Source organism: Halococcus agarilyticus, assembly GCF_000334895.1.
In the GTDB taxonomy this organism is placed as follows: Archaea; Halobacteriota; Halobacteria; order Halobacteriales; family Halococcaceae; genus Halococcus; species Halococcus agarilyticus.
Genome location: NZ_BAFM01000018.1, coordinates 1 through 14,285 on the forward strand (window position 1 = coordinate 1; position 14,285 = coordinate 14,285).

The 14,285-nt window shown below is 67.0% G+C and carries 14 protein-coding genes and 1 tRNA gene; 4 read left to right on the top strand and 11 right to left on the bottom strand.

The features are described 5' to 3' along the window. The 5 genes from TX76_RS17675 to TX76_RS13605 all read right to left on the bottom strand — a co-directional run. On the bottom strand, nucleotides 1–299 hold a 299-nt coding region (locus TX76_RS17675), incomplete at its 3' end, for a hypothetical protein (RefSeq protein ID WP_154019080.1). Between the two features lie 176 nt (nucleotides 300–475). Further along, nucleotides 476–631, bottom strand: a complete 156-nt coding sequence (locus TX76_RS17680; RefSeq protein WP_154019081.1) for a hypothetical protein — start codon at nucleotides 629–631, stop codon at nucleotides 476–478. Between the two features lie 195 nt (nucleotides 632–826). Beyond that, the gene (locus tag TX76_RS13595; protein WP_049903107.1) at nucleotides 827–2,464 is read right to left on the bottom strand and encodes a phospholipase D-like domain-containing protein; all 1,638 of its coding nucleotides are present in this window, start codon (nucleotides 2,462–2,464) and stop codon (nucleotides 827–829) included. Nucleotides 2,465–2,536: 72 nt separating this feature from the next. Continuing rightward, nucleotides 2,537–3,859: a HEAT repeat domain-containing protein gene (locus tag TX76_RS13600; RefSeq protein ID WP_394295442.1), complete on the bottom strand. Its 1,323-nt coding sequence runs from the start codon at nucleotides 3,857–3,859 to the stop codon at nucleotides 2,537–2,539. A gap of 680 nt (nucleotides 3,860–4,539) precedes the next feature. Continuing rightward, complete coding sequence (locus TX76_RS13605) at nucleotides 4,540–5,247, bottom strand: protein sorting system archaetidylserine synthase (protein WP_049903108.1); 708 nt, start codon at nucleotides 5,245–5,247, stop codon at nucleotides 4,540–4,542. A 116-nt stretch (nucleotides 5,248–5,363) separates the two neighbouring features. Between TX76_RS13605 and TX76_RS13610 the strand changes: the two genes are divergently transcribed. Further along, nucleotides 5,364–5,783 carry a plastocyanin/azurin family copper-binding protein gene (locus TX76_RS13610; protein WP_049903109.1) on the top strand — a complete coding sequence of 140 codons (420 nt, stop codon included), beginning with the start codon at nucleotides 5,364–5,366 and terminating at the stop codon, nucleotides 5,781–5,783. 18 nt (nucleotides 5,784–5,801) lie between these two features. Here TX76_RS13610 and TX76_RS13615 read toward each other — a convergent pair whose 3' ends face one another. The 4 genes from TX76_RS13615 to TX76_RS13630 are packed head-to-tail and all read right to left on the bottom strand — an operon-like array spanning nucleotide 5,802 to nucleotide 8,397. Further along, the gene (locus TX76_RS13615) at nucleotides 5,802–6,437 is read right to left on the bottom strand and encodes a 30S ribosomal protein S3ae (RefSeq protein ID WP_049903110.1); all 636 of its coding nucleotides are present in this window, start codon (nucleotides 6,435–6,437) and stop codon (nucleotides 5,802–5,804) included. Continuing rightward, nucleotides 6,434–6,775, bottom strand: coding sequence for a KEOPS complex subunit Pcc1 (locus TX76_RS18670; protein ID WP_049903111.1), 342 nt, complete (start codon nucleotides 6,773–6,775; stop codon nucleotides 6,434–6,436). The genes TX76_RS13615 and TX76_RS18670 overlap by 4 nt, the downstream gene beginning before the upstream one ends. Then, a complete protein-coding gene (locus tag TX76_RS13625) occupies nucleotides 6,772–7,935 on the bottom strand; it encodes a hypothetical protein (RefSeq protein ID WP_049903112.1) in 1,164 nt (387 codons plus the stop codon). The genes TX76_RS18670 and TX76_RS13625 overlap by 4 nt, the downstream gene beginning before the upstream one ends. Next, nucleotides 7,936–8,397, bottom strand: a complete 462-nt coding sequence (locus TX76_RS13630) for a 30S ribosomal protein S15 (protein WP_049903113.1) — start codon at nucleotides 8,395–8,397, stop codon at nucleotides 7,936–7,938. Nucleotides 8,398–8,583: 186 nt separating this feature from the next. Between TX76_RS13630 and TX76_RS13635 the strand changes: the two genes are divergently transcribed. Continuing rightward, nucleotides 8,584–8,655: transfer RNA gene (locus TX76_RS13635), tRNA-Ala, on the top strand. An 85-nt stretch (nucleotides 8,656–8,740) separates the two neighbouring features. On the opposite strand, the gene TX76_RS13640 is transcribed toward TX76_RS13635, so the two are convergent. Next, a complete protein-coding gene (locus TX76_RS13640) occupies nucleotides 8,741–9,721 on the bottom strand; it encodes a PrsW family intramembrane metalloprotease (protein ID WP_049903115.1) in 981 nt (326 codons plus the stop codon). A 194-nt stretch (nucleotides 9,722–9,915) separates the two neighbouring features. On the opposite strand from TX76_RS13640, the gene citZ reads away from it, so the two are divergent. After that, entirely contained in the window at nucleotides 9,916–11,067 is a 1,152-nt protein-coding gene (gene citZ, locus TX76_RS13645) for a citrate synthase (protein ID WP_049903116.1), read from the top strand. Nucleotides 11,068–11,409: 342 nt separating this feature from the next. On the opposite strand, the gene TX76_RS13650 is transcribed toward citZ, so the two are convergent. Next, entirely contained in the window at nucleotides 11,410–12,825 is a 1,416-nt protein-coding gene (locus tag TX76_RS13650) for an MATE family efflux transporter (protein WP_154019082.1), read from the bottom strand. Between the two features lie 248 nt (nucleotides 12,826–13,073). Between TX76_RS13650 and ilvA the strand changes: the two genes are divergently transcribed. Continuing rightward, on the top strand, nucleotides 13,074–14,285 hold the full coding sequence (gene ilvA / locus TX76_RS13655) for a threonine ammonia-lyase (RefSeq protein WP_049903118.1): 1,212 nt from the start codon (nucleotides 13,074–13,076) through the stop codon (nucleotides 14,283–14,285).

Sequence of the window (14,285 nt, forward strand, 5' to 3'; positions counted from 1 at the left end):
GGATATACCTCTTGTTTCAGCAATCCAGTAGTTAAGTCGGCCAGAGAAAGTATCGGATAAGTTCTATCCCCATAGGGTATCACATCAAAGGTTTCGCACCAATTGCCGATTTCCTGATATGCTCCGCAAATCTGTCCCGAGAAATCATCGGTCATCACGTTGTAGTGCGTACTGTCACCTCCCTCGTATCGCTCCAGATATTTCCATATCGGAACTATATCATAGTACTGGAACAGAATATTTTCAACGAACTCATTAGCTTTCTCCCGACGATACTCTCCTTCTTCCTCGGAATACATCTCTATCCACCTCGGCTGAAGATACGTTTCTGTAACAAATATAGTATCAAGACAGTCAATGGAAAGCAGCTCTAAAACAATGTCTCGTCTAGCCTCCTCCTGTTTCCAAAGCGGGACATACCGATTTATGTGTTTGTCTTTAATAATGGGTGAAGCAGACTTTATCTGGTACTTTTCTAATTTTTTCTTTCGTTATTTCGTAGTATTTCTTGGTTGAATTCCTCGTGGTTCTCTACTGCAATGGCCACAGCAACGTTGCTAACTGCATCTGGGAACGTATCGTCAAACTTGTTCTTTGTGGCGTCTGAAGCAATTATGCCCTCTTCAGTCATTACCCATATGTGGAGCCCCTGGTACATCATACTATGGTCACCTCTCGGCGTTTCCCCTCGTTCTTCATGTCCCCGTTATGTCCCATAGCACACCTGCTAGGGTCGCTCCTACGCTGTCCTAATCGGAGATCTCTGTGTTGCGGGTTCGAATTTTGTTTGCTGTTATAGCCTTCAACAAGTGCGATTCACACTGAGCTACTCGAACTCGATCCGGCGGGCGACGACGACCGCGAGTACTACCACACCCGCGACCGCGGTGACGATCCCGACGGGCAGCGGTGAATCGTCGCCGATCCCGGAGCCGCCGTCCCCGCCTTCCCAGTCGGCGTCGAAGACCTTCCCGTAGTACTCTCCGGCTTCCGTCCCTTCGAGCACGACCGCGACCTCGCGGTTCTGGTCGGCGGAGTTGTTGTTCCAGTTGAGACTCCCCACCACGGCCGCTTCGCGGTCGATGATGACGCCCTTGGCGTGGATCTTCTCGAAGCGGTCGCCCGGATCGGCCACCTTGGCGTCGAGCGTGAGGTTTTCGGCCTCGGCCTTCCGGTTCAGCCAGTCGGCGAGCGCCGAGTTCTCCTCTTCGGAGTACCACTGGCTACTTAGCAAGATCCGCACGTCGACGCCGCGCTCGGCAGCCCGGATCGCCGCCCGAAGCAGTGGCTGGCGACGACTGCCGATCGAGGCCTGAATAATCTCGACCGACTCGTCGGCCCGATCGATTCGATCGACGAGCACCCGTTCGGCGTTGTCGGGTGCGGTGAGGAGCTGCACGCCGTCGACATCGACTGTCTTCGGCTCGAATCTCGTGGGGTAGCTCCCGCTCGCCGCCGGCTCGGTCTCGAACGTCTCGTTCGTGCGGTACGCGCGCCACGAAACCGTGTCGCGCCAGTCGACGTCCGCACGGAAGGTTTCGGCGAGTTCCGCGGCGGTTCGAGAGCTTTGGACCACCGTACCCCACCCGCGGCTCGATCGGCCACCGATGCCGGACGGTTTCCAGTTCTCCGTCATCACGAGCACGCGGTCGTCAACCACGGCGTACTTGGGATGGTGGTAGTCGTACCGCGCCCGCTCGCCACCGATGACCTCGACCGCGACGCCCGCGCTCGTGAGACGATCGAGGAGTTCTGCCTGTCGCACCGTCATCCCGCCGACGGGCGCGTCGTCGACGAGCACTCGAACCTCGACACCGCGCTCGGTCGCACGTTCGAGCGCCGCGGCGGCACGCTCCGAGCTGAACGTGTAACCGGCGAGCAGGATTCGTCGGTCGGCCGATTCGAGGACGTCGATCGGCACGGCTGGCGCATCGGGCAGGACGAACGCCCGAACCGTCGCGGGACCCGTCCGCACCGCCGAGAAGTTCGTCGCGCCGAGATGCTCCCACGTCCAGCCGTCGGCGGTCCGGTTGTAGCGTTCGGTCTCCGGTGCGTCCTCGTAGGTCATCTCGTCGACGACGCGCTCGCCGTCGCGCAGCATGACCTCGTCGCCACCGTTGGCGAGGCTCACCGACTCGTTCACCCCCACGATCGACGCGTCGGTGAGGTTCGCGGTCGCGTTCGGTGCGGCCGTGACCGCGATTCGGCCTTCCATCGTGGTGTTCGGCAGCGAGACGTTGGTTTCGCCGTCACTCAGCGTCCACCCGGTGAGGTTCGTCGCCTCGGGAAACGCGAGCACGACGTGTTCGCCCGTGTCTTCGTCGGCGAGCGGGTTCGGGTACACCGCCACGACGTGCGGACCGTCGGGTCGGGCTTCGTCGGCCGTCACGCCAGACGTCGCCACCGCGACCCCGATCGGTGATGCGACGAGCACGAACGCGAGCACGACGACCCGGAGGGACACACCCGCCGGTGGTCACGTTCTCCGATTTAAGGCTTCGTGCCGGATTCGACGGAGAAGACGTCGAAAGAAGTCTCAGGCCGGGGTTTCGGTCGCCTCGTCATCGGTCATCGCGTGTTCGGCCTTCTCGGCCTCGGTCTGGACGAGATACGACCGATCGTCGGCGTGCTCGCGGGCGGCGTCGAGTGCGCTCTCGGTCCCGATCTGGTTGAGCGCCCACGCCGCGCTCGCGCGAACGGAATTCGAGTCGTCCTCGTCGATCACGTCCGCGAGCGGATCGATCGCGCGCGCGTCGCCGATCAGCCCGAGCGCGCGTGCCGCATTCGAGCGGACGGTTTCGTTGTCGGCGACGAGGCGATCGGCGACCGGCTGTGTCGAATCCTCCGACCCGATTTCACCGAGCGCCTTCAGCGTGACCTTCTGGAGGCCGGGGTCGCTCTCGCCCTCGATGTACTCGTGAAGCGTGTCCAGGGCCCGGTCGTCGCCGATCTTCCCGAGCGCCGCGATCGGGAGCTTGTCGCGCTTCTGGGCGCGCTGTTCCATCGCGTCGTACGCTGCGGGCGCACCCAGCCGTTTCAGCGACTCCATGCAGTGCTCCTCCATGAAGTCGGAGCCGAACATCTCCAGCCCCCGGAGGATCGGTTCGGGTTCGTTCTGCTTCTCGTAGATCTTGATCGCGTTCCACTCCGGCGGGAAGTCCTTGCGGTTCTCCGCTTCGAGCACGTCGTAAAAGCCCTCGGCGGCGAGCTTCTCGCGCACCGTGAGATCGTCCCACTCCTGTGCGTCGTCGAGATCGCCGGTGAGCCCCTCGGCCGCCTCGACCAGACCGGCGATCGTCTCCTCGTCCTCGTCGGGATCGAGATCGCGTGCCTCGATCGTCTCGATCACGTCGTCGAGCGCCGCGACGAGCGGGCCGTGGTCGTCGTCAGCATCGTCGGCGTTCTCGTCGGCAGCGTCGTCCCGATCCTCGCCACCGTCGGTCGCGACCTCCTCGTCGTCAGCGCTCGCGTCGTCACTGCGCTCGACGGCGAACTCCTCGTCGAGCACGTCGCCGGCCTCGTCGAGAAAGCGTTCGACGGCGTCGGCCGTCTCGTGCTCGCCTTGGTCGGTCCAGCGCGTCTCAGTGATGGTCGTCTTCGCACTCTCGACCGTCTCGACGACGTCCTCGGCGTACGGACCGCGCTGGGCCTCGATCGCCTCCCGGAGCTCGGTCACTCGCGACTCGATCTCGTCGCGCGTGCGCTCGTCCTCCTCGTCTTCATCGCCGTCGTCCGCGTCTTCGTCCTCGTCGGGTTCGGGGAGGTCGGCGGCCTCGACGTCCGCTTCGATGTCGTCGAGGTCGTCCTCGACCGCGTCGAGATCGGCTTCGGTCTCGGCGTCCTCGATCCTGGTCTCGATGTCGTCGAGGCGGTCGTCGAGCGACTCGGGGGTGTGCTTCGTTTCGATGGCGTCGGTTTCGGCGTCTTCATCGTCCGCATCGGCTTCCCCACCCTCGCCGTCCTCGTCGGCTTCGCCACCGTCGCTTTCGTCGTCCGTTTCCGTATCCTCGTCTCCGGCGTCCTCGCCGTCCTCCTCCGCATCGTCTGCGTCCGTCTCGGAGCCTTCGTCCGCGGGTTCTTCCTCGGTAGCATCCGCTTCGTCGGTGTCCTCGCTCGACTCCTCGTCTTCGGCCGCCGCGTCGTCTGCACCCTCGTCGCCAGGCTCCTCGTCCGCGCTCTCGTCTTCCGTCTCGTCGCGCTCCTCGGCGGCCTCGTCGGGAGCGTCGACCTCGGCGTCGTCGCCCGACGTCGACTCCTCCTCGGCCCGCTCGGCCTCCATCTGGTCGGCCTCCAGGCGGGCTTCCTCGTCGGCTTCGCCGGCCGGTTCGTCCTCGTTCCCTTCGGCGTCGGAGCCGGTGTCCTCGTCGGCGGCGATCTCCTTCGCCGTCGGGTTGTCCTCGTCGGATCCCAGCTCCGAATCGGCCGCCCCCGCCTTCTCGGCCGAGGCCTGGTCCGTGGCCCCGCCCGAGCCCTCCTCGTCGGCGTCGACGTCGGGTTCGTCGTCCCCGTTGCTCATGGGAGAACCTGCGGCGCAGTCTACTAAGTGCGTTTCCCTTCGGGAGTCCCGCGACGATACAGCCGCGGCGCGAGCACGAGGTACGCGAGTGCGGCAGCGAGCAGGGTACGGGGAAACAGCCGGCCGAACGCGGTCGGGACGATGATCGACAGCGCCTGAATCCCCCCCATGACCAGGGCGTCCCGAACCCGGAGGTCGGGATACCGGACGGGGACGACCATCAACACGACGAAGACGAGAGTCACGCCGAGAAGCACCGCGGGCGAGCGCACTCCGGCGAGATAGGCGACCGCGAGCACCGTCGCCGCCAGTGTGGTCTGTGCGCCCTCGGTCGCCCCACGCCCGATGTCGTAGGCGGTGTACAGTCCGAGCCTGACGACCGCCGTCACGACGAACAGTCCGGTCACGGAGAGGGCGAGCACCAGACGAAGGGACGGTGCGGCGAGCGAGAGGTCCCACGCGGTGCGCGCGACCCCGAAGACGAACAGCGCGGGCGCGACGCCGAAGGAGGCGACGTCGGCGAGCGAATCGAGGAACTCCCCGACCGGCGTGCTCCCGACGTGCTGGGCGAGCGCGCCGTCGAGGCCGTCGGCGACCGCCGCGAGGAGGATCAGCCTCGCGGCGAGTCCCGGATCGACCGCCGCGGCGGCCGCCGCGAGGAATCCGAGACCGGCGTTCGTCGCCGTGACGGCGTCGGCGAGGCCGAGCCGTGCGACGAAGCGGGGCTGCATACCACCGGAGTCGCCGACCCGCGGTTTAGGGGTTTATCTTCGGCGCGCTCGTCCCGGATCGGGCCTCCTGCGGGCCGTATCGAGAGGCCTATACCCCGGGAAACCCGATATCGAGCATGGATCGACGCGCGTTTCTCGGAACGGCCGCGGGCGTCGTCGCCGTCGGCCTCGCGGGCTGTACCGGCCAGTCGAGCGAACAGGGCGACTACGACATCGGGATGAGTTCGAGCGCGTTTCTCCAACCCGAGAACTTCGAGCCACAGGTCGGCGAGTCGGTCGTCTGGCGCAACACCGGCTCGCGAACCCACACCGTGACCGCCTACGAATCGCAGATTCCGGACGAGGCGACGTTCTTCGCCTCCGGCGGGTTCGAGGGGACGGACGCGGCTCGTGACGCCTGGCTCCAGGGTGGTGGCGGCGGTATCGGGAGCGGCGAAACGTTCGAGGTGACGTTCGACGTCCCCGGCACGTACGACTACTTCTGCATCCCACACGAAAGGGGTGGGATGCGAAACGAGTTCACCGTCGTCGAATAGCGCGTCGAAAACGCCGATTCAGACCTCGACGTCGTCTTCCTCGACGTCGACTGCGGTCTCTTCCTCCTCGGCGACTTCCTCGGGATGGGCGTCGAGCGCGAGCTTGGCGACCTCCACCCGGCGAAGCGGGTAGATGGTGCGCGCCTCGCCGTAGATCGCACTCGACAGCCGGCCCTGGGTCACGCTGTCGACGAGTTCCTCGAAGGTCCGCTCTCGGGCCGCCTCCTCGACGAGTTCGGTCATCCGCCGACGGATCGCGCGTTCCTGGCTGTCGTCAGCCTTCTGGGTCGTGAACGCGACCGGCTGGATGCGAACCCGGTAGTCGTCACTCGTCAGGACTGTGAGGTACGCCTCGACCTTCGAGGCCCCGCGGCGCACGAGACTGTCGAGGTAGTCCCGGGTGAGCTCGTGTTTGACGAACTCGGTGTAGGCCGCGTCGCTGCCCATGTCCCTGATCCGAAACGTGAGCTTGACGTTGTTCGCGCCGGCGTCGTCGGTGAGGTCGCCGAGCGTGGTTTCGATGGTGCGATCGAGCACCTGGTCCGGTTCGTCCGCGGGGGTCTCGCCGAGCTCGGCCCGGTCGAACTCCTCGGGCGCGAACACGGTGTACCACCGTTTCTCCTGTTGCTGTCGTGAAACTGATCGTTCGCTCATGGGTTGGTGTCGTCGGTTGTCTGGGTGTCGTCCGCGTCGTTCGCGGTTCGCGGTTGGTCGGTCACTCGGTTCGCTGCTGTTCGATCCGCCTCGTGGTCGGTCCTTCGATCGGTCGTGCGCTGCTCGGCCGCCCCCGCGACGCGTTCGGCCACCGAGAGGTTGACAACGTAGTCGTCGACCGTGGTGCGGAGTCCGCCGGTCGTCTCGCGCGTGATCGTGGTCTCGATCGTCTCACCGTCGACCGTCGTTGCCATCTCGGCGGTGTTGTCGGGGACGAGCGCCGCGGCGACGACCTCGGCGTGGGTCGATGCGGTCCGGAGACGAGCGTGGCGGCTCACGCCATCGCCTCCCGGAACGCCGCGACGAACGCCTCGTCGTCGGTGAAGGTCGCACGGCCGCGGCGTTCGCTGCCGGTTCCGTCGCCGTCGGCGGCCGTCGCAGCCTCGTGCATTCGGGTGCCGAGGTTCCGGTCGTCGGTCGCGGCGGCGGCTGCCCCGGTTTCGCCGACGACCAGCACGACCGGCTCCGGCGACCGGAACTCACAGAGGAGTCGTGCAGTCGTCGCGAGCGGCGCGTCCGTGTCGGTGCGGGCGATCACGAGGTTGCGGTGTCGCGCGGTCGTCGCGGTCCGAACTGCGGCGTGCGCGCGCTTTGCGTGCGCTCGCCACGCCGACAGCGCTGCGTCGCGGACGTCGTGACCGATCGCCAGCGCGAGCCCGGTGCCTGGCCGCTCGTGGGCACACGCCCGGAGCACGTCCGCGTACCCGCCGACGGTCGCGAACTCGGCATCGGTGGCCGACCCGTCGTCGGACCGTTCGCCGATCGCGTACGGCCGGAGCGCGTGCTCGACCGTCTCGGCGGCGCGCGGTGTCGCGTTCTCCGCGCCGGCGGCCGCGAGCGCGACGATCGAGGCGATCTCGCGTCGTTCCTCGTCCGTGTCGGCGGTCTCGCGGCCGGCGAGTGTCTCGCGCACCGCGTCGGGATCGCCCGAAAACCCGGCGTGGACGAGCGTCGTGTGGGCGAGCCCGTCGGCGAAGTCCGCCATCGGGATCGCGACCCCCGGACGCTGTTCGATGAGTGTCTGGTCGCGCGCGGCCTCGAACGCGGCGCTCCCTTCGAGCGCGGCGTCGGAGACGGTGAGCGCGCCGGCGAGCGCGAGGATCGGGTCGGGATCGCTCCCGAGTTCGCGTGCGGTCTCGAACGCTGCCTCGCTCGCCGACCCGGGTGGGTCGAGCGTGACGTCGGCGGATTCCGTGCCGCCGATACGCACGGTCGTCGTGTCGTTGGTGTCTGCAGTATTGGTCGTTGCCGGTCGTCCGCCGTGGACGACGCTCGCCTGAAACGGGGTGCCCCGCTCGGTGAGCGCTCGGGCGAGGAGCCCGGCAGCCGCCAGCGCGTCGCCGTCGGCCGCGACGCGAAACCGGACGAACCCGGCCTCGCGGAGCGCGGCGGCGACGCCGTCGGGGGCTGCGTCCTCGGAACGACCGGCGACGGCCATCTACAGGAGTTCCCGTGCGCGCTCGTAGGTGTACTTGAAGTCCTCGTTGAGCTCGTCGCCGCGGTAGTAGTCGGCGAGCCGACGGACCTTCGCCTCGGCGTTCTGGAGCGCGCGCTTGTTCTGGGCGTCGCCAGGGTTGGCGGCCATGTGCTCGCGGAGCCGGACCGCGCGTTCGAGCAGGTTCCGGAGGTCCTCCGGCAGCTCCGAGCCGGCGTCGTGCTCGTCGAGGATCTCGGTCACCTTCTTGTCGGTCGCGAGCTGGACGTCCGGCACCGGCGTGCCCTGAACGCCCTCGTCGCGCAGCTTGAGACCGATCTGGCTCGGGCCGTAGCCCTCCTCTGCGAGTTCGACGACGCGCTTCTCGATGGCGTCGGTGTCGACGTCGCTCCACTCCGGCGGATCGTCCGCCACGGGCGTGTCCGAACTGGACGACCCGCGGCGTCGTGTGTGCATTCGTGCCATATGTGAGGATAGGAATCGCACGAAACGCTACCGAACACTACCGCAATCCCGGAGCCCACGTGGGCGAGTCAGATTTGCGGCCGTGCTGTTCCCATCCTCACTCATCCGTGGGCCGGGTTAAACCGTTTCGACTCGGTGCGTCGGGTTCGATGGGTTTATGCGATCGACGACGATGGTACTGAGTGCGGGCTCGTAGATCAGTGGTAGATCATCCCCCTGGCACGGGGAAGGCCCCGGGTTCAAATCCCGGCGAGTCCATCGGAGCGAGCGAGTTTTACGAGCGAGAATAGTCGAGCCGGGATTCTGAAGTAGACGAGTCCATTCCGTCGCTCACTACGTTCGCTCAGTCGCCCGCGTCGGCTGCACTCTCCTCCCGATCGTGCCTCATGGCGTCGGAGTACGCCGATCGATACCGGGAGAGTTTCCGGAGCAGGTAGCCGCCCGCAACCCCGTCGTAGAGTAGAACGAACGCGACGAACACGATCGGTGTGAACGGGATGAACAGGGGGAGGTACGTCGCCAACGTGTTGTAGGTGCCGTGGACGAACGCCGCGACGAGCAACCCCTTGACCATGATCGGACCGGCGCTCTCGGGGTTGAACCGTGCGAGTCCGAGGTAGTACCCCGAGATCGAGGTGTAGATCACGTGGCCCGGTCCGGCGAACGATCGGACGAGCGTGATACCGACAGTCGCCTGCAAGACCCCGGTGTTCGTCTGTGCGGCGGCGAGGAACTGCTGGGTGATGTACAGTGAGTTCTCGATCGTGGCGAAGCCGAGTCCGGCGACCGCACCGTAGATCGCGCCGTCGATGACCGCATCGAAGTGATCCTCGTAGGCGTAAAACCGGACGGCGGCCCACTTGACGGTCTCCTCCAGCGGACCGACGACGAGGTAGAAAAACAGCGCCAGCCCGACGATCGGGACCACCCCGAACACCCGTTCGAGAACCGTGTTGATGATCGCGGCGAAGCCCGCGAACAGCACGCCCAGCAGGAAGGTGACGACCAACGGCTTGAGCGGCTGACGGATCGTCACGTCCTCGTACCAGATGTACCCGGCAAGCGCGAACGCCGGAACGATCGAGAGAAGCATGAACACACCGAGCGTCGGATTGACGTACACCGCGAGCGCGGTCACCGCGGACTGGGCGACGAGGATCAACACCGCGACGGCGACGACCACGGAGCGGCCGGATCGGGTCAGGCCGCCGTGAACACGGACAGCGAGTCGGTCGAGTCGCGTCCGTGGGTCCCACGTCGAGATGTCGTAGAGGTCGCGCGAGGAGCCGAGTTTCGCCGCGATCGGATCGCGGTCCCGAGTCATACCGCTTCCACAGTACGTAGCGTATTAACTGCCGACCCCTAAGAAACCGTCATCGGAGCGTCCGAATTCCGTTGTGCTCGTTCGTACTCGAGAGTCGACAGTCCCGGTGCGAAACGGCGTGCGACACCGCCGCTCGGTCGCGAACGGGAACCGAACGGTAATCCTTTTACTGGCAGGTTGGGTAGGCTGAAGGGATGTCAGACGAGCTCAAGCGCGGTCTCGAAGGCGTGCTGGTGGCCGAATCCTCGCTCAGCAACATCGACGGCGACGCGGGGCGGCTGGTATACCGGGGCTACGCCATCGAGGATCTCGCTCGGGACGCGAGCTACGAGGAGGTGTGCTACCTCCTCTGGCACGGCCATCTCCCCGACCGTGACGAGCTCGACGCGTTCGAAGACGACCTCACGAGCGAGCGCGCGGTCGACGATCGGGTTCTCGCGACGCTCGACGATCTCGCCGGCGACGAGCGGCCGATGGCCGCGCTCCGCACCGCGGTCTCGATGTTCTCGGCCGGCGATCCCGACTCCGAAGCCAATCCCCGCGAGCGCGAAGCGACCCTCCGGAAGGGGCGACGCGTCGCCGCGAAGGTGCCCACGGTGCTCGCGGCGTTCGACCGCCTGCGCAACGGCGAGGAGCCCGTCGAACCGCATCCGGATCTGGGCTACGCCGCGAACTTCCTCTACATGCTCACCGGCGAGGAGCCCGACGACGTGGCGGCCGAGACGTTCGACCAGGCGCTCGTGCTCCACGCCGATCACGGCCTGAACGCCTCGACGTTCACCACGATGGTGATCGCGAGCACGTTCGCCGACGCCTACAGCGCGCTGACTGGCGGCGTGGGTGCGCTGTCGGGGCCGCTCCACGGCGGCGCGAACCAGGACGTGATGGAGCTGCTCCACGAGATCGACGAGGCGGGCGCGGACCCGGTCGAGTTCGTCGCCGACGCGCGCGCAAACCGTGAGGACTGGCGGGTGCCTGGCTGGGGCCACCGCGTCTACAACGTCAAGGACCCCCGCGCGGACATCCTTCAGGATCGGCTGGAGGAGCTCGGCGAGTCCGCCGGCGAAACCAAGTGGTACGACGCCACCACCGCGATCGAGACCCACCTCCGCGAGGAGGGGCTGATCGAGAAGGGGATCGCCCCCAACGTCGACTTCTACTCGGGTTCGGTCTACCATCAGCTCGGGATCCCGATGGACATGTACACCCCGATCTTCGCGATGAGCCGGGTCGGCGGCTGGCTCGGCCACGTCCTCGAATACCAGGAGAACAACCGGCTGATCCGCCCGCGCGCCCGCTACACCGGTCCCGAGAACGAGTCGTTCGTGCCGGTCGACGAGCGCTAGGAACACCCACTTTTTTGGAGAGGGTTCGAGGGAGCAAGCGAAGCGAGCGACCGAGAACCCTCTCCAAAAACCTGTCTTGCTGAGCGAAGCGAAGCAAGGCTCGGAAGACGAGCGAAGCGAGTCTTCCGGTGGACTAAAAACACCCGCTCGTTCGCTTCGCTCACTCGCGGCGAACCGCGCTCGCTTCGCTCGCGCGGACGACACCGCCACCGCACAGCACCGCCCGAGCCCTCAACGCGCGCTCACTTCGTTCGCTACTCGCTCCCGCCGGTCGCTCGCGCGTTTCGCCCTCGATCCGCCAGGTCCGCTCCCGCAACCGCACCGCCGCCGGTTGCGCGGCGGCTACGCCTCCGTCCCGCTCCGCTCGTCGAGCATCGACGCGGCGCGTGCCGCCCAGTCGCCACGCCGGAACCCGACCGCGACGATCACCGCCATCACGGCGTAACTGGTGGCGATCCCGACGTACGCACCGAGCACGCCGTAGTCGAGGGCCACACCGAGGAGGTACGACACGCCGAGCAACCCGCCGAAGGTGCCGACGACTCGGCCGAGAAACGGCGTCCGGGTGTCGCTTCCCCCTTGAAGTGCGCCAGAGATCACGGTAAACGCGACGAGAAACGGCGCGGCGAGACCGTACGTCCGCGCGAAGTCGGCAGCGTAGCCGAGCGTCGCGGGGTCGTCGGTGAACAGCGCGACGAACGGTTCCGCGAGCAGCGCCACGAGAACCCCGACCGCACCGACCGTCACGAGCCCGAGCACACACACCGCCCAGCCGTTGAACCGGGCACGCTCGGGATCGCCCTCGCCGAGCGGCTGGCCGACGACCACGTTCGCCGCCACGGCGTACCCCCGCGAGAGCGGGCCCGTGACCTGCTGGTACGCCCGCCGCCCGATCTGGAACGCAGCGTTGACTGCCGTCCCGAACCCGAGCAACAGAGCATTGAAGGGGAACTCCGCGAGCGTCGCCACCAGGCCTTCGCCGATCCGTGGGAGGCTGACAGCGACGAGCTGGCGTGCAATGACCGGGTTCCGCGGCCGGACGAAGCTCGCGGCAGTCCACGGCCCGCCGAGCCGTCCCGACGGAACCGCGATCGCCACCGCGAGCACGCACGCGGTGAAGACGTTCGCGCCCGCGGTGGCGAGCCCGACACCGACGACTTCGAGTGCGGGCGCGCCGAAGTAGCCGAGCCCTAGCACGACCGAGCCGACGACGTTCAGGACGTTGGCGACCACGTTGACGTACATCGGCGTCCGGGTGTCGCCGGTGCCCTGGAGCGAGCGCGCGGCGATCAGCGCGACGTGGCGCGCGGGCGCGGTCGCAAGGATCACCGCGAGATAGGTCCCACCCATCCGCGCGACCCGCGGCGGCGCACCCAGCAGCGCGATCGCCTGCTGGCCGAACAGCAGCCCGAACGCGACGAACGGGATCCCGGCGAGGAGCCCGAGCACGAGCGCCTGCGTCACCGCCTCGTCGCGGGTTGCGTCCGCGCCGCGGCCGGTGTCCTGACTGGAGAGCGCGATCGCACCCCCGCCAAGCCCGAGCCCGATCCGGAGCGGAAATCGGGCGTAGAGATCCGCGAGTCCGACAGCGGCGACCGCTGCCGGCGAGAGCAGGCCGGTGACGAACACGTCGACCGTCCGCATCAGCGTCCGGGTGGTCTGCTCGGCCATCACCGGCCACGCGAGCGAGAGGACGCGCCGCCAGACCCCGAACAGCCGCTCGCGCGTCCCGGTCGCCCCGTCGGCCTCGCGTGACATCGCCGGGTCTCCACTCGCGTCGGGTTTGACGCTGCCGGAAGCGGCACACGGTCCGACGGTGGCGTGGCGCTTCGTTTGCCATCGCTTACCGCTGCTCTCGACGGCTTCGGAACCCAGCTTCACATTCACCCCGCATGGCAGAGGTTGAAGACGAACCGGGCTCGATCACCAGTGGGTCACACGCCTCGGCGGTTCTCTCCGCCGCCGTTTTCGACAACCGTTATACCGCGGAGCAACCGACTCGCCGCATGATCGAACTCGCCGACGTGCTCGACGCCCGCGAGCGCGTCGCAAGCGTCGCCCGCCACACACCGCTCGAATACTCGTACTCGTTCTCCGAGATGACCGGTGCGGCGGTCCACCCCAAACTGGAGGTGTTCCAGCGCACCGGCTCGTTCAAGCTCCGCGGCGCGACCAATCGGATCGCGCTTCTCTCTGCCGACGAGCAGGCGGCGGGCGTCGTCACCGCGAGCGCGGGCAACCACGCTCAAGGAGTGGCGCTCGCGGCCACCCGCGCGGACGTCGACAGCGTGGTCGTGATGCCCGAACACGCCCCGATCGCGAAGGTCCAGGCCACCCGAAGCTACGGGGCCGAGGTCGTGCTCCACGGTGCGGACTACGACGCAGCCCAGGCCCGCGCTCACGAAATCGAGGCCGACGAGGGTCGAACCTACGTCCACGCGTTCGACGATCCGGCCGTGATGGCCGGCCAGGGAACGATCGGTCTGGAAATCGTCGAGGACTGTCCCGAGGTCGACACCGTGGTAGTGCCGATCGGCGGCGGCGGCCTCATTTCCGGAATCGCCACCGCAGTCGAGGCGAAATCGCCCGACACGCGGGTTGTCGGCGTCGAGGCCGCGGGCGCACCGAGCGCGGCCCGATCGCGCGAGGCGGGGACGATCGAGGAACTCGACGGCGTCGACACGATCGCCGACGGGATCGCCACCCGCAAGGTCGGCGATCGGACGTTCGAGGTGATCGAGGAACGCGTCGACGAGGTGGTGACGGTCTCGGATCCCGAGATCGCGGTCGCGATCACGACGTTGCTCGAACGCTCGAAAACGCTGGTGGAGGGCGCTGGCGCGGTCCCGATGGCCGCCGTTCTCTCGGAGGCGTTCGAGTACGCCGACGACGAGGTGATCGTCCCCGCACTCTGTGGCGGCAACATCGACCTCAACATGCTTCGGACGGTCGTGATGCGCGGCCTCGTCGAGACCGGCCGCTATCTCCGCCTGCGGACCACGCTGGCCGACCAGCCCGGTTCGCTCGAACAGCTCATCGGGATCATTGCCGCGGAGCGCGCGAACATCTACGCCATCCAGCACGACCGGACCACCCGCGACACCGGGATGACCGCGACCGAGGTCGAGATCGACCTCGAAACGCGGGGCGAAGCCCACGTCGCGGCCCTCCTCGACGAACTCGAAGCCAACGGCTACGACGTCGACGTGCTCGTCTAG